16 protein-coding genes are annotated in these 16,818 nt (G+C 63.3%); 10 read left to right on the forward strand and 6 right to left on the reverse strand.

Features of this window, described 5'->3' with window-relative positions; translation table 11 throughout:
• Both wbjC and OKW76_RS11935 read right to left on the reverse strand, forming a co-directional pair.
• Entirely contained in the window at positions 1–1,122 is a 1,122-nt protein-coding gene (gene wbjC, locus OKW76_RS11930) for a UDP-2-acetamido-2,6-beta-L-arabino-hexul-4-ose reductase (RefSeq protein WP_265549102.1), read from the reverse strand.
• Entirely contained in the window at positions 1,119–2,150 is a 1,032-nt protein-coding gene (locus tag OKW76_RS11935) for a polysaccharide biosynthesis protein (protein WP_265549103.1), read from the reverse strand. The genes wbjC and OKW76_RS11935 overlap by 4 nt, the downstream gene beginning before the upstream one ends.
• A gap of 184 nt (positions 2,151–2,334) precedes the next feature.
• On the opposite strand from OKW76_RS11935, the gene OKW76_RS11940 reads away from it, so the two are divergent.
• The 8 genes from OKW76_RS11940 to OKW76_RS11975 all read left to right on the forward strand — a co-directional run bounded on the left by OKW76_RS11940 (position 2,335) and on the right by OKW76_RS11975 (position 12,825).
• On the forward strand, positions 2,335–4,299 hold the full coding sequence (locus OKW76_RS11940) for a polysaccharide biosynthesis protein (protein ID WP_265549104.1): 1,965 nt from the start codon (positions 2,335–2,337) through the stop codon (positions 4,297–4,299).
• 93 nt (positions 4,300–4,392) lie between these two features.
• Positions 4,393–5,772 (forward strand): O-antigen ligase family protein, encoded by a 1,380-nt coding sequence (locus OKW76_RS11945; protein ID WP_265549105.1) that lies wholly within the window; start codon positions 4,393–4,395, stop codon positions 5,770–5,772.
• 125 nt (positions 5,773–5,897) lie between these two features.
• Entirely contained in the window at positions 5,898–6,524 is a 627-nt protein-coding gene (locus OKW76_RS11950; RefSeq protein WP_265549106.1) for a polysaccharide biosynthesis/export family protein, read from the forward strand.
• A 5-nt stretch (positions 6,525–6,529) separates the two neighbouring features.
• The gene (locus tag OKW76_RS11955) at positions 6,530–8,737 is read left to right on the forward strand and encodes a GumC family protein (protein WP_265549107.1); all 2,208 of its coding nucleotides are present in this window, start codon (positions 6,530–6,532) and stop codon (positions 8,735–8,737) included.
• Positions 8,738–8,741: 4 nt separating this feature from the next.
• Complete coding sequence (locus tag OKW76_RS11960) at positions 8,742–9,953, forward strand: tetratricopeptide repeat protein (protein WP_265549108.1); 1,212 nt, start codon at positions 8,742–8,744, stop codon at positions 9,951–9,953.
• 23 nt (positions 9,954–9,976) lie between these two features.
• Positions 9,977–10,288: a hypothetical protein gene (locus OKW76_RS11965; protein ID WP_265549109.1), complete on the forward strand. Its 312-nt coding sequence runs from the start codon at positions 9,977–9,979 to the stop codon at positions 10,286–10,288.
• 126 nt (positions 10,289–10,414) lie between these two features.
• The gene (gene corA, locus OKW76_RS11970; RefSeq protein ID WP_265549110.1) at positions 10,415–11,383 is read left to right on the forward strand and encodes a magnesium/cobalt transporter CorA; all 969 of its coding nucleotides are present in this window, start codon (positions 10,415–10,417) and stop codon (positions 11,381–11,383) included.
• Positions 11,384–11,475: 92 nt separating this feature from the next.
• Positions 11,476–12,825: a DUF5935 domain-containing protein gene (locus OKW76_RS11975; protein WP_265549111.1), complete on the forward strand. Its 1,350-nt coding sequence runs from the start codon at positions 11,476–11,478 to the stop codon at positions 12,823–12,825.
• Between the two features lie 172 nt (positions 12,826–12,997).
• Here the strand turns inward: OKW76_RS11975 and OKW76_RS11980 are convergent, their stop codons facing one another.
• Positions 12,998–13,624 carry a DNA-3-methyladenine glycosylase family protein gene (locus OKW76_RS11980; RefSeq protein WP_265549112.1) on the reverse strand — a complete coding sequence of 209 codons (627 nt, stop codon included), beginning with the start codon at positions 13,622–13,624 and terminating at the stop codon, positions 12,998–13,000.
• Between the two features lie 66 nt (positions 13,625–13,690).
• On the opposite strand from OKW76_RS11980, the gene OKW76_RS11985 reads away from it, so the two are divergent.
• Positions 13,691–14,008: a 2Fe-2S iron-sulfur cluster-binding protein gene (locus OKW76_RS11985; protein WP_256505997.1), complete on the forward strand. Its 318-nt coding sequence runs from the start codon at positions 13,691–13,693 to the stop codon at positions 14,006–14,008.
• A gap of 18 nt (positions 14,009–14,026) precedes the next feature.
• Here the strand turns inward: OKW76_RS11985 and OKW76_RS11990 are convergent, their stop codons facing one another.
• Complete coding sequence (locus OKW76_RS11990; protein WP_265549113.1) at positions 14,027–14,203, reverse strand: DUF4169 family protein; 177 nt, start codon at positions 14,201–14,203, stop codon at positions 14,027–14,029.
• Positions 14,204–14,267: 64 nt separating this feature from the next.
• On the opposite strand from OKW76_RS11990, the gene ssb reads away from it, so the two are divergent.
• The gene (gene ssb / locus OKW76_RS11995; RefSeq protein WP_265549114.1) at positions 14,268–14,819 is read left to right on the forward strand and encodes a single-stranded DNA-binding protein; all 552 of its coding nucleotides are present in this window, start codon (positions 14,268–14,270) and stop codon (positions 14,817–14,819) included.
• Positions 14,820–14,954: 135 nt separating this feature from the next.
• Here the strand turns inward: ssb and metW are convergent, their stop codons facing one another.
• Positions 14,955–15,545 (reverse strand): methionine biosynthesis protein MetW, encoded by a 591-nt coding sequence (gene metW, locus OKW76_RS12000; protein WP_265549115.1) that lies wholly within the window; start codon positions 15,543–15,545, stop codon positions 14,955–14,957.
• A 100-nt stretch (positions 15,546–15,645) separates the two neighbouring features.
• Positions 15,646–16,773 carry a homoserine O-acetyltransferase MetX gene (gene metX / locus OKW76_RS12005; RefSeq protein ID WP_265549116.1) on the reverse strand — a complete coding sequence of 376 codons (1,128 nt, stop codon included), beginning with the start codon at positions 16,771–16,773 and terminating at the stop codon, positions 15,646–15,648.
• Between the last annotated feature and the right edge of the window lie 45 nt (positions 16,774–16,818).

Consider the following 16,818-nt stretch of genomic DNA (forward strand, 5'->3'; position numbering starts at 1 on the left):
TCAGACCTTCGCGGCGATGGTGTCGGGGCGGGTACGGTCAAAAATTTCGTTTGCCCATAGCAACGAGATCATGACGCCATCGCCTATGTTGGTCACGTCATGCGCCCAGCCGGGCACGGTTTCCACGATCGTGGGTGTCTCGCCCTCGACGAGTATCTCATGCGTTTCGCCGGTCAGCACGTGGCGAAAGCCGAAGCGTGCCTTTCCGTGAACGATCAGAAACTTCTCGGTCTTGCTATGGTGGTAATGGCCCCCGCGCGTTACGCCGGGCAGTGCGGTGAAATAAGAAAACTGTCCTGCGCTGCGCGTCTTGAGCATTTCCGAAAAGGCGCCGCGCGGATCTCGGTGGCTCGCGATCTCGTAGCTAAAGTCTGCCGGTTGCAGTGCGGCAACATAGGTGGCATAGAGCGCGCGAGTAAGCCCGGCACCCACCGCGTCAATGAAATTGTCTGCTCGATCGGCTCGGAAGCCACGGATCGTCTCCGCAACGGCGCCGACGGTAGTGGTGTAAATCGGCGCGACCTCGGTGAACCCCGCGGCAGGTCTGTCATCCAACACCGCAATCAGCGTAGTCACGACGTCATCGATGTAGACCAAGCGCAATGGCGCGGCGGGATCGTTGACCGTGATGGGCAGGTCGCGTGCAATATTGTAGCAAAAAGTCGCGACCGCCGAATTATAGTTCGGCCGTGCCCACTTCCCGAACACATTGGGTAGGCGCAAAACATATACCGGGTTGCCGCTGCGTTTGCCATAATCGAGCAGCGCGTTTTCCCCAGCCCGTTTGCTGCGGCCATAATGGTCATCGCCGCTGGCGCGGGTCGAGGATGCGTACAGCACCGGAACCGCACAATTGGCTGCTTCCAGAGCCGTCACCAGCAGGGTGGCGGTGCCGGCGTTGACGGCATCGAAGTCGGCTGGATCAGCAGGACGGTTCGCGCCCGCCAGGTGCACCACCGCGTCTGCCTCTGCCACCGCAGCATGCCACGCTACCGACGTACTCGAACGCGTCAGCGGCAACACCACGTCACCGAGTTCAGCCAACCGAAGCGCAAGGTTGCGGCCGATGAAGCCGTCCGCACCGGTTATCACGACGCGACGTGGCGTTCGACCTGCGATCATTTCGCTGCACCATCCTGGCTCGCTAGAACCGCCTGCATATAGTCCAGCTCGCGCAATATCGCACACATCTCCGCCTGGTCGAGCCGGGCGGTGTTGTGCGAATTGAAGTCCTGCGCTTCGCTGATCTCCTTCTCGCCTTCTTCGACGAATTGCGCGTAGTTCAGGTCGCGGTTGTCGGGCGGCACGCGAAAATAGTCGCCGCGATCCTCGGCAATGGCCATCTCCTCTCGGCTGAGCAGCGCTTCGTAGAGCTTCTCGCCGTGGCGCGTGCCGATCACCTTCATCGGGTGGTCTTCGGCGCCGAGCACCTCGAGCACCGAACGGGCCAGCACATCGATCGTCGCTGCAGGTGCTTTCTGTACGAACAGATCACCATTCTCGCCGTGCTCGAACGCATAAAGCACCAGGTCGACCGCCTCGCCGAGCGTCATCACGAAGCGCGTCATCGCCGGATCGGTGATGGTGAGCGGCAAGCCTTTGCGAACCTGGTCGATAAAAAGCGGAATGACACTGCCGCGCGACGCCAGAACGTTGCCGTAACGGGTGCCCGTGATGACCGTTCGGGTACCCAACGCTAACCGCGATTTCGCCACCATCACCTTTTCCATCAGCGCCTTGGAGATGCCCATGGCGTTGATCGGATAGACCGCTTTGTCGGTCGACAGGCAAACGACGCGCGCAACCCCCGCCGCGATCGCTGCATCCAGCAGGTTATCGGTACCGATGACGTTGGTTTTCACCGCCTCCATCGGATGGAATTCGCACGATGGTACCTGCTTCAAGGCGGCGGCGTGGAAGATGTAGTCCACCCCCTGCACGGCGCTGGAGATCGAGCGCAGATCGCGCACGTCGCCGATATAATAGCGTAGTCGCGGGTCGCGATAACGGAGCCGCTGCTCCTCCTGCTTCTTCTCGTCGCGTGAGAAGATACGGATTTCGCGAAAAGGCTCGCCGATGAACCGATCAAGTACGGTCGATCCGAACGAGCCCGTTCCGCCGGTGATCAATAACACTTTGTTGTCGAACATCTACATTCCTAATCGAACAGCGTGCGATCCGTGGTGGCGATCGGCGCGTGGACGGACGGTGCTGTACGTGCTAGCCGCGGGGCAATCAACCGCGATTAAGGGTGGCCGAGGCCCTGGTCGCGGGGATTGAAGCGCCTGGTGAATAACAACCCGGCACAATTGCCGGTATTGATCGAGATTCTGTATGCCCGTCGGTAAGGTCGCGCGCCCGCTGTTAGCACTGCCACGGGTTTCCAAGCAAGTTATGGCGGCGACGATTGATGGCGCGCTCTGTGCTTTAACAGTGTGGATCGCCTATTATCTTCGGCTGGGATATTTTATTTCTCTGGTCGGGCGGCCGAGCCTTGCCGTTGCTCTATCGGTCGGACTTGCTTTGCCTGCATTCCAGGTTGTCGGTCTTTACCGTATGGCATTCCGACGCGCCGGCAGCGAAATCTTTCCAGCTTTGGCTTTGGCATGCGTGGTATATGGGCTGTGTTATGTCACGATCATAGCGGCGTATGCGTTTGATAACATTCCGCGCACGATCGGCATCATTCAGCCCATCCTGCTTTTTCTCGCGGTTGGTTCGGTGCGGCTTGCTGTGGGTTACGTGCTGGGCGGGCAGATGCAGCGAATGATTGAAATGCGACCGGAAGGGCGCATGCTGATCTATGGTGCCGGTTCCTCGGGCCGCCAGCTTGCCGCCGCGATGAGCACCAGTCGGGAATCCCATATAATCGGTTTTCTCGACGACGATCGTTCGCTCTATGGCACGCGGGTCAACGGCCTTAAGGTGTATCCACCCGCTAGCTTGCGCGATTTGATCCAGAGTCGAGGGATCACCGACGTGTTGTTGGCGCTCCCCTCGGCTCCCCGCCAGCGTCGCAACGAAATCATCCATGCGCTGCGTGGCTTGCCGATAAGCGTGCGCACCCTCCCTGGCCTGATGGACCTGGCGCACGGTCGGATCCAAGCCAGCGATCTGCGCGAACTGACGATCGAGGACCTGCTCAGCCGCGATCCGGTTTCACCCGAAATGGATGCCGTGCGCAAGAAGATCACGGGTCGCACGGTGCTGGTAACCGGGGCAGGCGGATCGATCGGCAGCGAGTTGTGCCGTCAGATCCTAACGATGGAGCCAGCGCGGATATTGCTGCTGGAATCAAGCGAGTTCGCGCTTTACGCGGTGCATCGCAACCTCATCGAGGTATCGCATGTCGAAGTGGTGCCGCTGCTCGGGTCGGTCACCGACGGCCAGCGCGTGGCGAAAATCCTGAGCGCCTGGGACCCGGACATCGTCTTCCATGCAGCGGCCTATAAGCATGTTCCGCTTGTCGAGCATAATCCGTTGGAAGGGCTACGCAACAATGTGATTGGCACGTTACGAGTCGCGGAATTGTCGTTGCAGCAGGGCGTCAGGGATTTTGTCCTTGTCAGCACGGACAAAGCGGTGCGCCCAACCAATACGATGGGTGCAACCAAGCGGTTGGCCGAGCTGGTTCTACAGGGCCTGGCCGCGGAGCAGACCAGAACGCGCTTCTCGATGGTCCGTTTCGGCAATGTTTTGGGCTCGAGTGGATCGGTGGTTCCGTTGTTCCGCGAGCAAATCCGCCAGGGCGGTCCGGTGACGATTACCCACCGCGATATCACTCGCTATTTTATGACCATTCCCGAAGCGGCGCAGCTGGTGGTGCAGGCCAGCGCGATGGCCCAGGGAGGCGAAGTGTTCGTCCTCGACATGGGGGAGCCGGTGCGGATCGCCGATCTGGCGCGCAATATGATCGAGTTATCCGGGCTGACCGTGCGATCGGCGGACACGCCTGACGGCGACATCGAAATCGTTACGGTAGGCATGCGCCCAGGCGAGAAGCTCTATGAAGAGTTGCTGATAGGCGACAATCCGAGTGCTACGACCCACCCGCGCATCATGATGGCCTCTGAACACCATTTGCCTTGGGCGCATCTGCGGCCGCGATTGGACGCGCTCGAGCGACTGATCGAGAACGGCGATGTAGGGGGGGCACGCACCTTGCTGTGCGAACTGGTCCGCGAATTTACACCATCGAGCGGGATCGTTGATTGGGTGGCAACGCAGAATGCGGTGTTGCAAAACCAGCTGGCGCAACCGCTGGGAGATACGCAACCGTTCCTTACGATGCCCTGCTAAATTGCTCCAGTCACCGCTTCAGGGCGGCCTCGAAGCTCTATGGCGCCGTCATGATGGTTTCCCACCCCCGAAAAATCTCCTAATGGCTGCCGGATGTCTGTCACCGCCGCATCATTAGTCCGCTTCCGGCCAAGCTTGCCCTTTGCTCTGCTGACCGGATTTCTGGCCGTGCTTTGGATCGCGGGCGGCGCATCGCGTGCTGACGCAGCAGGACAAATTTTCGTGCGTACGGCGGCTTTTGTCTGCCTTATCGTGATGATCCTGTTTGGCAAACGCCCGCAAGTCGGGATCACGCATCCGGTATTGCTGCTGCTGGTAGGGGCGTTGGCACTGGCATTGATCCAGTTGGTCCCGTTGCCGCCCGCTCTGTGGCAAGCGCTTCCGGGTCGCGAGCTTTTTACCCAGGCGGCGCAGCTTAGCGGACAGGTCCAGCCCTGGCGTCCTTGGTCGATTGTTCCGGGCGCGACAATGAACGCGGCCGCTTCATTGATCGTCCCTATTTTGACGCTGCTTCTGGTAAATGCGCTGCGACCGGAAGAGCGTCTCAGGCTGCCGGCGGTCCTGCTGACGTTCGTCGTTGCGTCATTGCTATTCGGTCTGCTCCAGTTCTCGGGCGCGGGTGTCAACAACCTGTTCGTCAACGAAACGCCCGGCGTAATGAGCGGTACCTTTGCCAATCGCAACCACTTCGCCCTGCTGCTCGCGCTTGGCTGCCTCTTGGTCCCGGCATGGGTATTCCAAAATGGACGTCGAACGCGGTGGCGTGGGGTTGCCGGCCTTGGCTTGGTGTTGGTGTTTGCGCTCTCCATTCTCGGCACCGGCTCGCGCGCGGGAATAGCGTTAGGGGCTCTAGCTTTGGCGATGGCGACATTGTTGGCGTGGAACGGCGTACGTCGCGAATTGCAGCATGCCCCGCGCTGGGTTCTGCCCCTACTTATCGCCTGCATCGCGCTCCTGTTCATCGCATTGGTGCTGATCAGTTTCGCTGCCGATCGGGCGGTCGGTATCCAACGCAGCTTTGCCATTGATATTCAGCAGGACATGCGCGGTCGCGCGCTGCCTACCATTTTGGCGATGATCCGCGAGTATTTTCCGTTCGGGTCAGGCTTAGGCAGTTTCGATCCGATATTTCGGATCGCCGAGCCCTTTGGGCTGCTCAAGCCGACCTACTTTAATCACGCCCATAACGATTTGCTGGAGATTGTTCTCGATGCGGGTTTACCCGGCCTCCTGCTGCTGGCGGGGGGGCTCGGCTGGTGGGCGTGGGCAAGTGTCCGCGCCTGGCGGGCCGGAGCGGGCGAAGGCTACGCACGTGCACGTTTGGGCGGGGCGATGCTGCTGTTGGTGATCGTCGCTAGCGCCTTCGACTATCCCGCGCGTACGCCGATCATCATGGCCTGGGTGACTCTTGCGGCGGTTTGGCTGGCCGGTGGCCGGCGCACGGCTTTACGGCGGGACGACAGCCATCTATAGCCCGCGACGTTCCCCTGAAATTTGGAAGAATTTGCGAGCGAATGCGTAGAGTTTTCCTTGCCCTGTCATGCGCTGCCCTGATGTCTGGGTGTGCCAGCAGAAACCCGATACAGTCGACCGAGCGGTTGAGTGTCATCGATGGAAGCGCTGTTCTGCCGGCGCCGGGTCGTGCCGATCTGACCGCCGCCGACCGGCCGTCCTTGATCGGGCCGCTCGACACCATCCTGGTGGATGTCTTCAATGTACCAGACCTTGGTCGCGAGATGCAGGTCGATGCAAGCGGGCGCATTTCAATGCCGCTGGCCGGCACGATCGAGGCGCGGGGGAAGACGGCAGAGGAGCTGGCGAGTGCGATAGAGGCTTCGTTGCGGGGACGCTACATTCGCAACCCGGAAGTCACGGTCAACATCAAGAGTTCCGTCAGCCAGGTGGTGACCGTGGACGGTCAGGTGGTGGAGCCAGGTCTTTACCCGGTTACCAACCAAATGACCCTGATGCGGGCCGTTGCGTCGGCAAAGGGACTGGCGGAATTTGCTCGACAGGATGATGTGGTGATCCTGCGCACCGTCGATGGCCGCCACATGGCCGGCCTGTACAATATCGCGGCGATCCGGATGGGCGTGTATGACGACCCTCCGATTTTCGCGAATGACGTAATAATCGTAGGCGATTCGCCACAGCGTCGTCTGTTCCGCGACTTCGTATCGGTTTCTCCGCTGCTTGCGGCGCCGCTCATCGCCGTCGTGAATTAAGGTCCATGAACGACATGAACTTGGGTACGTCCAACCCGCGCGAGGGCCAGCCGGTGTCGACGCCGGTAATCACCACCGAGCGCCTGCCGCTCATTCGCCAATATCTGCGTGTCGCGTTGCGCTGGCGCTATGTCATCATCGGGTTTGTCGCAGCCTCTGTATTGGTGGGGCTTATCGCCACCTTGCTGATGACGCCGAAATACACCGCGCAGACCACGATCGAAATTTCGCGCGAAGCGAGCAAGATCACGGATTTCCAGGGTGTCGATCGTGAGGCCGGGGTTGCGGACCAGGAATTCTACCAGACTCAATATGGTCTTTTGCAGTCCCGGTTGCTGTCGGAGCGAGTTGCGGCGCAACTGAAGCTCGTCGACGACAAGTCCTTTTTCGAGATGTTCGGCGTGTCCGATCGCGATCCCGCGTTCCAGCTCGTCAACGGGCGCTATCCCGTCAGCGGACGTGCGACCCGCCAGCGCAAGGCGGGCGAGGTACTCGTGGAACATCTTGGGATCGTTCCCACTCGGCTGTCGCGCTTGGTCGATATCCGGTTCACCAGCCCCGATGCCATCCTGTCGACGCGTGTGACGAATGCGTGGGCCGATAATTTCATTCAAACCAATTTGGAGCGGAAGGTCCAGGCAACTTCCTACGGTCGCGACTTGCTGCAGCGCCAGCTCGGGCAGCTGAAGGAACGGCTGGACTCGTCGCAGCGCCAGTTGGTCGATTACGCCACCGCAGAGAGGATTATCAATTTGCCAGCGCAGGCGACCGGCGACGGGCGTACGACCAGCGAACGATCTATCGTGGCCGACGATTTGGCAGCGCTGAACAGTGCGTTGAGCCAGGCAACGGCGGACCGGATCCAGGTCGAGGCGCGCTACCAGCAGGCCGGCCGCGCCGGTGCGTCCACCGAGGCGTTGCGCAATCCCGCGATCAACAATTTGCGCCAGCGACGGGCCGAGCTTGCGGCTGAGTATCAGCGCCTCATGGTTCAGTTTGAACCGGGTTATCCCGCAGCGCAGGCGGTCCAGTCACAAATCGATCAACTCGACCGTTCCATCGTGCGAGAGGAAGGGCGGGTCTCGGGGTCACTGGAGGCGGATTATCGCGAGGCACGCGAGCGCGAACAAGCGCTGCAGACAAAGGTAGAGCAACTAAAGAGCAGCTATCTCGACCTGCGTCGCCGGAGCATTCAATATAATATCTATCAGCAAGAAGTAGATACCAACCGTGCCTTGTACGATGGTTTGTTGCAGCGATTTAAGGAAATCGGGGTAGCTGGCGGGGTTGGCGTGAACAATATCTCGGTCGTTGATCCTGCCGACGTCCCACAACGGCCGTCCAGTCCGCGGCTGCTGGTCAACCTAGCGGTGGCATTGTTGACTGGGCTTGGTCTCGGCGCGCTCGCGGCCTTCGGGCTCGAACAGATCGACGAGGCGATTGCCGATCCGGGCGAAGTCGAGCGACGGCTCGGTTTGCCGTTGCTCGGGTCGGTTCCCAAGCTCGCCAGCGGCACGCCGAAAGAGGCGCTTCTCGATCGCAAGTCGGAACTCATCGATGCCTATTTGGCGGTGCAGACCAATCTTGCGTTCACCACCGATCATGGCGTCCCGCGTTCTTTCTCGGTCACATCTACGCGCCCTGCAGAAGGAAAGTCGACGACCGCACTAGCACTCGCTACCACGCTGGCACGGGCCAAGCGTCGCGTTATCCTGGTCGACGGCGACATGCGTTCGCCTTCGGTGCATCACTTGGGCGGCGTGAGCCACGACCATGGGCTGAGCAACTTCCTGTCAGGACAGGAGGATATCGCACCCTTGACGTTCGAGATGAGTGACTTGGGCTTCACTGCCATGTCAGCCGGGCCAATCCCGCCCAATGCCGCGGAACTGTTGACCGGTAATCGACTTTCGCTCCTGATCGATCGGTTGCTCGAGGAATATGATCATGTGGTGATCGACAGCCCACCGGTAATGGGGCTGGCCGACGCGCCACTCATCGCCAGCCGCGTCGATGGCGTGATCTATGCGGTCGAATCGCACGGTATTCGTTCAAGCATGGTGCGTACGGCGCTTGCTCGATTGGCCAGTGCCAATGCACGCGTTCTGGGCGGGGTGCTGACCAAGTTCGAAGCCAAGAAGGCGCATTTCGGCTACGGCTACGAATATGGATATGGATATGGGCGGGACGACCAGGCGTCCAAGGCGGATTGACGCAATGGCGCGGCGATCGACCATGGAGTGGGCGATCCGCGGCCTGGGCGCCATCATCGCAGCATTGGTGGGTCTGGCCGTGGTGACCGGCTCGATCGGTGCGGCGGTGCGGGAACGGGACCCTGTGCAGGCGCATCGGCTGGCGCCCGTCGATGGGCGCTGGGCCGCGTTGCTTGCCTCTTCGTTGTCGGCCGGCGAAGCAACGCCCGCCGATCGGAGCCGCGCCGACAGGCTGGCGCGTACCGCGCTACGGCAGGACGCTACAGCGGTTCAGGCGGTATCTGCGCTCGGTATCAATGCACAGGTGCGGGGCGACACTCGGGGTGCTCGCCGCCTGTTTGCCTATGCTGAGCGGCTTTCCCGCCGCGATTTGATGACCCAATTGTGGGCAATCGAGGATGCGGTCGCTCGTGGCGACGTTGCGGGCGCGTTGCGACATTATGACATAGCGCTACGCGCGTCGCGATCGGCTACCGAGCTGCTTTTTCCGGTTCTTGCCGCTGCCATTGATGATCCCACGGTGCGTGAAGCGTTGCTTCGAAGGTTGGTGGACAAGCCTGGTTGGAGCCCGGCCTTTGCCGACTATGTGGCGGAGAACGGATCGCCGGGGGCGGCTGCGCAGTTGTTCGAGAGATCGCAGCGTATAGGCGTGCCGGTATCCGAACAGGACCAGGCCACCGTGCTGGCGCGGCTGCTTGCCGCCAATGACATCGCCGCTGCCTGGGCCTATTATACTTCGTTTCGGCCGGGTACCGATCGGCAGGCGTCGCGTGATCCGGGCTTCACGGCGATGCTTTCGTCGCCGACAGCATTCGACTGGGTCACGTTGAACGAAGGGGGTGTGGTGACCTCGCTGCAGCGCGGCGATGGGGATGGTTTCGGCACGTTCCAGTTCAGCGCGCCGACCAGCGTCGGCGGGCCGCTATTGCAGCAGCTGCAGTTCTTGCCGCCCGGGGCATATCGATTGGAGGGCGTTTCGAGCGGGATCGACTTGGCGGTCGACAGCCTGCCATATTGGCAGTTGTCGTGTGTCGGCGGACGAGAACTGGGCCGCGTCACAATTCCCAACTCCGCGGACCGCCAGGGCAGGTTTGGCGGTGACTATCAGGTGCCCACCGATTGCTCGACGCAATTGCTGATGCTGGTGGCGCGTCCTTCCGATGCTATCGGGGGCGTATCGGGCCAGATCGATCAAGTTAGGCTGAAACCACGATGAGCCACTCCAAGGCACGGGTTGCGTTGACCGCCGTAATCGGGATCGTATTGCCGGGACCGGCGGTGGCCCAGCGCGTTCCGGTTGCTGAGGAGCAAATGTCCGAGCAGGCGGCAAGCGCGCCGTATCAACCAAGCGTATCTCTGTCGCAGAGACAGCCACGGGGTACCGTGGCGGGTTCGGCGGTCGGCGAGGCCGGGCGTCGGCAAACGCGCGACCAAGAAATTGGCGGGATTCAGGCGATAGGCCGTATCAACAACCGCATCAATAACCGGGTCCAGTCGCGCTTGCGGAGCCGACTCGATCGCAACTACGACCCCCGGGCACAACCGATGTAACGCTGACAGGGCACCTGTACGGGCGCCGGTCCCAGCTAACGCGCGCGGCACGTGGTGCTTGGTTTGGATCGCGGCAGACGCACCATTCAATTAAAGCGCACCGTCCGCCAACCGGGATACCCCGCCATGACCGTCGTTGCTGCCTATCTCTATCGCGACGGCAAGCGCATCCGCGAGGTCTCGATCGAAGAAAAGATCGACAGCCCGCGTGAGAAATCGGAATTCGTCTGGATCGGCATTGCCGACCCGACCGATGACGAGCTGCGCATCCTGCAGGATCGCTACGGCCTGCATCCGCTCGCGGTCGAGGATGCGATCAAGGCCGATCAGCTGCCCAAGGTCGATATCTATGAGGACCAGCTGTTCGTCGTCGCGCGCACCGCCAGCCTGATCGACGGCGATATCGCTTATGGCGAGACCGCGATCTTCGTCGGGCACAGCCACATCATCACCGTCCGCCACGGATCGGCGCGCGCGCACAGCGCGCTGCGCGACCAGCTCGAGGCGGCGCCGACGCTGTTGATGCACGGCGTCGACTATGTGCTGCACGCGGTGCTCGACTTCATCGTCGACGGCTATCTGCCGGTGGTCGAATCGGTCGAGGACGAGGTGCTGGCGATGGAACAGCGCACCGTCGATCATTTCCTCGAGCGCCACGAGATCAACCGCATCTTCGCGCTGCGCCGCGAACTGATCCGCTTCCAGCGCGTGCTCGGGCCGATGAGCGAAGTCGCGGGCAAGCTGGTGCGGCTCGACCTGCCGTGCATCGATGCCGAGACGCGGCCCTATTTCAGCGACGTGCTCGATCATATCCGACGCGTCGCGACGATGGTCGACGGGCTGCGCGAAGTGCTGAACTCGGTATTCGAATTCAGCAACCTGCTCGAACAGCAGCGCACCGGTGCGATCACCCGCCAGCTCGCCGCCTGGGCGGCGATCCTGGCGGTGCCGACCGCGATCGCGGGCATCTACGGCATGAACTTCGAATATATGCCCGAGCTCAAGACACGCCACGGCTACTTCGTCGTGCTCGGGGTGATCGCGGTGATCTGCACCGCGCTCTATGTCCGCTTCAAGCGCGTGCGCTGGCTGTGAGGTCGCGCCAACAGGCTTAACGCCCCCTCAACGCCTGCCGCGCTAGCGTCGCCGCGATGCGCCGCGCCGCCCCCCTTCCGATCGCCTGAGCGATGCGCGATCTCGCCTTTGTCGGGTTTCTCGCGCTGTTGCTCGGCTTCGGGCTGAAGCGGCCGTTCATCATCGTGCTCGGCTATGTCTATATCGACCTCGTCTCGCCGCAGCGGCTGTCCTATCATTTGCTGTCGAGCGTCCCGATCTCGCTGATCTTCTTCGCCGCGGCACTGCTCGCCTGGATCGCGGTCGATCCCAAGGACGGCACGCGCTTCAGCGTGCGCCAGTTGCTGATGACCCTGCTGCTCGGCTGGGCAGGGTGGACGCTCAAGGATTCGGACTTCCCGCTCGATGCCGCCGAGAAATGGGACTGGGTGTGGAAGACGCTGGTCTTCGCGATCTTCCTGCCGCTGACCTTGCGCACCAAATTGCGGATGGAGGCGCTGCTGATCTTCATGATCCTGGGCGCCGGATCGATCATCATCACCGGCGGGATCAAGACCCTGGGGTCGGGCGGCGGCTATGGCGTGCTCAACCTTGGCGTCACCAACAATGCCGGGCTGTACGAAGGCAGCACGATCAGCGCCGTCGCGATCGCGATGATCCCGCTGATCCTGTGGACGATGAAATATCAGACGATCTTCCCCCAGGATTGGAAGGTGAAGGCCTTTGGCTGGGCGCTGATCTTCGCCTGCCTGCTGATCCCGATCGGCACCGAGGCGCGCACCGGGCTGGTCTGCATCGCGGTGCTCGCGGTGCTGCTGCTGCGCGACAGCAAGCGGCGCATCCTGTATCTCGGGCTGCTCGCGGCGGCGGGCGCGGCGGCGGTGCCGTTGCTGCCCGACAGCTTCACCAAGCGGATGGACACGATCCAGGGCTATGAGGAAGACCAGTCGGCCAACACCCGCGTGATGGTGTGGGCCTGGACCTGGGAGTTCGTGAAGGACAATCCCAGCGGCGGCGGCTTCGGCGCGTATCGCCAGAACCGGCTGATGGTCGACACCCGCGTTCCGACCGAAGCCGGTGCCGCCGCGCCGGTCGAAGTGCTCAAGACCGTCGATGCCGGACGCGCCTGGCATTCGAGCTATTTCGAGGTGCTCGGCGAACTCGGCTGGCCGGGCTTCATCCTGTGGGCGCTGCTGAACCTCATCGGGCTGGTGCGGATGGAGATGCTGCGCTGGCGCTACGCCAAGGCACCGCCAGAGGACCGCTGGATCTGGCAGCTCGCGGCGGCGCTGCAGGCGGCGCATGTGATCTACCTGGTCGGCTCGCTGTTCCTCAGCCTGGCGTTCCAGTCGTTCTTCTACATGTGGTTCGGCCTACAGATCGCGCTCGACAGCTATGCGGCCAGGCAGCGCAAGGCGGCGGCCGGGGTGGGTTGGCGGGCAAAGGTGGCGACTTCTTCCTAAAAGTCCTCCCCGCCTGCGGGAGAGGGTTGGGCCGCAATTCTCCCCTCCCTGAAAGGGAGGGGTCGGGGGTGGGTCGAGTGCTCGACTACGGCCCGCCTAATCTCTCGGGGACGATAGTATCCCCCGGACCACACCCACCCCCAGCCCCTCCCTTGCAGGGAGGGGAGTTAAGTCAAATCACCACCATGTCGCTGCCATAATGGTGCCACGCGAAGATCGCCGCCGCTCCGCGATACGGGCGCCACGCCTCGGCAACCTCGCGCGTCACCGGCTCGCTCGGCCGCGCTTCCATCCCCAATATCCGCCCGACCTCGATCTGCACCGCCAGGTCGCCCGCGGGCCAGATGTCGGGTCGCCCCTCGGCGAACAGCAGGTAGATTTCGGCCGACCAGCGCCCGATCCCCTTCACCTTCACCAGCTGCGCGATCGCCGCCTCGTCGTCCGCCGGCAGGTTCGCCAAATCGAGCTCGCCGCTCGCCACCAGCGCGCACAGGCTGCGCGAATAGCCCATCTTCTGGCGCGAGAGCCCCGCGCCGCGCAGCATCTCGTCGCTCGCCGCGGCCCAGGCGGCGGTGTCGCCGGCATCGCCCCCCAGCGTCGCCTCGATCTTCTTCCACACCGAATCGGCCGCCTTGGTGCTCACCTGCTGGCCGACGATCGTGCGCAGCAGCGTCTCGTGCCCGCGCTCGCGGATGCGCGGCTCAGGGTAGCCCGCGCGCGCGATCGCCGCGCCGAACGCGGGCTCGATCGCCGCCAGCGAATCGAGGTCGGCGCGCAGCCGCTCGCCGCTCAGGCCCACCCAAGGTCACCTTGCGGAGCGCACGTCGGCGCGGCATGGACGGTGCGAATCGTACAGGAGACCCCGATGCCCAAGCTGATCGTCGTGACCCGGAGTGGAGAAGAGCGCGAAGTCATGGGCGAGGTGGGCCTTTCGGTGATGGAGGTCATTCGCGACAACGGCTTCGACGAGCTGCTGGCATTGTGCGGCGGTTGCTGTTCGTGCGCCACCTGCCACGTCCATGTCGACCCGGAATTTGTCGACAAACTCCCCCCGATCGGCCCCGACGAGAACGACCTGCTCGATAGCTCGCTCGAGCGCGACGCGCAGTCGCGGCTGTCGTGCCAGCTGCAATTCACCCAGGCGCTCGACGGCATGCGCGTGCGGATCGCCGCCGAGGACTAAAGCTCCCTAGAGCGCCGTTCATTCGTCGCGCCTGGCCCCGTCGAGCGCGGTGGCCAGGCGCGCCGCGTCGGCGGTTTCGGCGGCCTTTTGCGCTTTGGTACGCCCGAACCGCGCGCGATTGGCGTCGGCTTCGGCGGCGCGCGCGGCTTTGTCGCGTGCCTTGCGGAAGCGGTTGAGATTGGTGACTTGCGCCATCGCTTTGCTATAGCGCTGCGATGCGCGCCCGCCTATCGGGCGCCCCCACCTTTCGGAGCGAATCATGGCCGGCAGCGTCAACAAGGTAATCATCGTCGGCAATCTGGGCCGCGATCCCGAATCCAAATCCTTCTCGAACGGCGGCAAGGTCGTGAACCTGCGCATCGCAACGTCGGAGAGCTGGAAGGACAAGAATACCGGCGAGCGCAAGGAGAAGACCGAATGGCATTCGGTCGCGATCTTCAACGAAGGGCTCGCCAACGTCGCCGAGCGTTTCCTGCGCAAGGGATCGAAGGTGTATATCGAAGGCGCGTTGCAGACGCGCAAATGGCAGGACGCGCAGGGCCAGGATAAATATTCGACCGAGATCGTGCTGCAGGGCTTCAACAGCGTGCTGACGATGCTCGACGGACCGCAGGGCGGTGGTGCCGGCGGCGGTGGCGGTGCGGGCGGTGGCAGCCGCGACGGTGGCGATTGGGGCGGCGGCGGTGGTGACGAGTTCGCCGGCCAGTCGTCGCGCGGCGGTGGTAGCGGCGGTCGCTCGAGCCCGCCGGCCAAGTCGAACAACGACTTCGGCGGCTTCCCCGACGACCTCGACGACGACGTACCGTTCTGACCCTGCCCCCCTCCCTGAAAGGGAGGGGCCGGGGGTGGGTAGGGACCTGAAGCTACGGCCTCGGCAATAGCCCCAGGCACCGTATCGCGAACACTCGACCCACCCTCAACCCCTCCCTTCCGGGGAGGGGAGTCGTCACCGCCGCAGCAAGAACACTGCATGCTCGGCGCGGAAGTTCGCGGCGCTCGCGCTCGTCGGGCGGCCCTTCGACAGGAACCAGCTGCCCTCGACCGCGATGTCGCGTTCGCGCACGAACGACCGGAAATCGTCGATCGTGACGTGGTGGATGTTGGGCGTCGCATACCAGGCGACCGGCAGCAGCTGCGTCACCGGCATCCGCCCGCCCCACAGCAACGACGCGCGCACCCGCCAATGCGCGAAATTGGGGAACGACACGAACGCCCGCCCGCCGATCCGCAGCAGATGCTCGAGCACGCGATCGGGATGCCGCGTCGTCTGCAGCGTCTGGCTGAGGATTGCATAGTCGAAGCTGTTGTCGGGATAGTCGGCCAGGTCGATATCGGCGTCGCCCTGGACCACCGACAATCCGCGCTCCATCGCGGCGGCGACATTGGTCGGATCGAGCTCGAGCCCGCGCGCATCGACGCCCGCGCTATCGCGCAGCGCCGCCATCAACGCCCCGTCGCCGCAGCCGACATCGAGCACGCGCGTCCCCGGCGCGACATTGCGCGCGATGACCGCGAGATCGGAGCGAAGGTCAGTCATGTCACGCCGCTCCTACCCGTTCGTTTCGAGCGAAGTCGAGAAACATGGGTCGGCGCTGGTGTCGGTTTCTCGACTTCGCTCGAAACGAACGGCAAATCAGTCAACGCCGGTCCCCCGCCCGCAAGAAGCCATCGATCACCCGGTTCAACTCGGGGCTCTCGAGCAGGAACGCGTCATGCCCGAACGGCGAGGACAGTTCGACGAAGCTCGCGCGCGCCCCCGCGGCGTTCAGCGCGTGGACGATCGCGCGGCTGTCGCGCGTCGGATACAGCCAGTCGGTGTCGAAGCTCACCACGCAGAACCGCGCCTTGCTGTCGCGAAACGCGTTGGCGAGCACCCCGCCATGCTCCTCGGCCAGGTCGAAATAATCGAGCGCGCGGGTGATGTAGAGATAGGCGTTGGCGTCGAACCGGTCGCTGAAGGTGAGGCCCTGGTGGCGCAGATAGCTCTCGACCTGGAAATCGGCGTCGAAGCCGAACGATTTCGCCTCGCGCGCCTGCAGCCGCCGGCCGAACTTCTCGGTGAGGCCAGCTTCGGACAGATAGGTGATGTGCGCCGCCATCCGCGCGACCGCGAGGCCCGCGGCGGGCGGCGTGGCGCCATAATAATCGCCGCCGCGCCACGCCGGATCGGCCATGATCGCCTGCCGCCCGACTTCGTGGAACGCGATGTTCTGCGCCGAATGCCGCGCGGTCGAGGCAAGCACCACCGCCGCCTCGACGCGCTCGGGATAGGTCGCCGCCCACGACAGCACCTGCATCCCCCCCATCGATCCGCCGACCACCGCCTGCAGCCGCGCGACCCCCAGATGGTCGAGCAGCATCGCCTGCGCGCGGACCATGTCGCGGATCGTGATGACCGGGAAGCTCATCCCCCACGGCTTGTCCGTAGCGGGGTTGATCGTTGCTGGCCCCGACGATCCCATGCAGCTGCCCAGCACATTGGCGCAGATCACGAAATGCCGCGCCGGGTCGATCGGCTTGCCCGGCCCGATCATCCGCGTCCACCAGCCGGGCTTGCCGGTGATCGGGTGGCTGGCGGCGACATGCTGGTCGCCGGTCAGCGCATGGCACACCAGGATCGCGTTGCCGCCATCGGCGGCGAGCGTGCCATAGGTCTCATAGCCGATATCGAGCGGCGACAGCAGCACCCCGCCGTCGAGCTTGAGCGGCCCCGGCAGGGTGACGCGGCGGTTGAGGCCAAAGCGCTGATCGAGGGCCGATTCCATGCGCAGCGCGGTAGGGCCGGGGGGCCAGGGGATCAAGCCGGCGCG

This window comes from Sphingomonas sp. S1-29 (genome assembly GCF_026167545.1).
In the GTDB taxonomy this organism is placed as follows: Bacteria; Pseudomonadota; Alphaproteobacteria; order Sphingomonadales; family Sphingomonadaceae; genus Sphingomonas.

Coding starts and splice junctions, on each gene's coding strand:
- wbjC (WP_265549102.1), bottom strand. CDS start 1,122: ATGATCGCAGGTCGAACGCCACGTCGCGTCGTGATAACCGGTGCGGAC.
- OKW76_RS11935 (WP_265549103.1), bottom strand. CDS start 2,150: ATGTTCGACAACAAAGTGTTATTGATCACCGGCGGAACGGGCTCGTTC.
- OKW76_RS11940 (WP_265549104.1), top strand. CDS start 2,335: ATGCCCGTCGGTAAGGTCGCGCGCCCGCTGTTAGCACTGCCACGGGTT.
- OKW76_RS11945 (WP_265549105.1), top strand. CDS start 4,393: ATGTCTGTCACCGCCGCATCATTAGTCCGCTTCCGGCCAAGCTTGCCC.
- OKW76_RS11955 (WP_265549107.1), top strand. CDS start 6,530: ATGAACGACATGAACTTGGGTACGTCCAACCCGCGCGAGGGCCAGCCG.
- OKW76_RS11960 (WP_265549108.1), top strand. CDS start 8,742: ATGGCGCGGCGATCGACCATGGAGTGGGCGATCCGCGGCCTGGGCGCC.
- corA (WP_265549110.1), top strand. CDS start 10,415: ATGACCGTCGTTGCTGCCTATCTCTATCGCGACGGCAAGCGCATCCGC.
- OKW76_RS11975 (WP_265549111.1), top strand. CDS start 11,476: ATGCGCGATCTCGCCTTTGTCGGGTTTCTCGCGCTGTTGCTCGGCTTC.
- OKW76_RS11985 (WP_256505997.1), top strand. CDS start 13,691: ATGCCCAAGCTGATCGTCGTGACCCGGAGTGGAGAAGAGCGCGAAGTC.
- OKW76_RS11990 (WP_265549113.1), bottom strand. CDS start 14,203: ATGGCGCAAGTCACCAATCTCAACCGCTTCCGCAAGGCACGCGACAAA.
- ssb (WP_265549114.1), top strand. CDS start 14,268: ATGGCCGGCAGCGTCAACAAGGTAATCATCGTCGGCAATCTGGGCCGC.
- metW (WP_265549115.1), bottom strand. CDS start 15,545: ATGACTGACCTTCGCTCCGATCTCGCGGTCATCGCGCGCAATGTCGCG.
- metX (WP_265549116.1), bottom strand. CDS start 16,773: ATGGAATCGGCCCTCGATCAGCGCTTTGGCCTCAACCGCCGCGTCACC.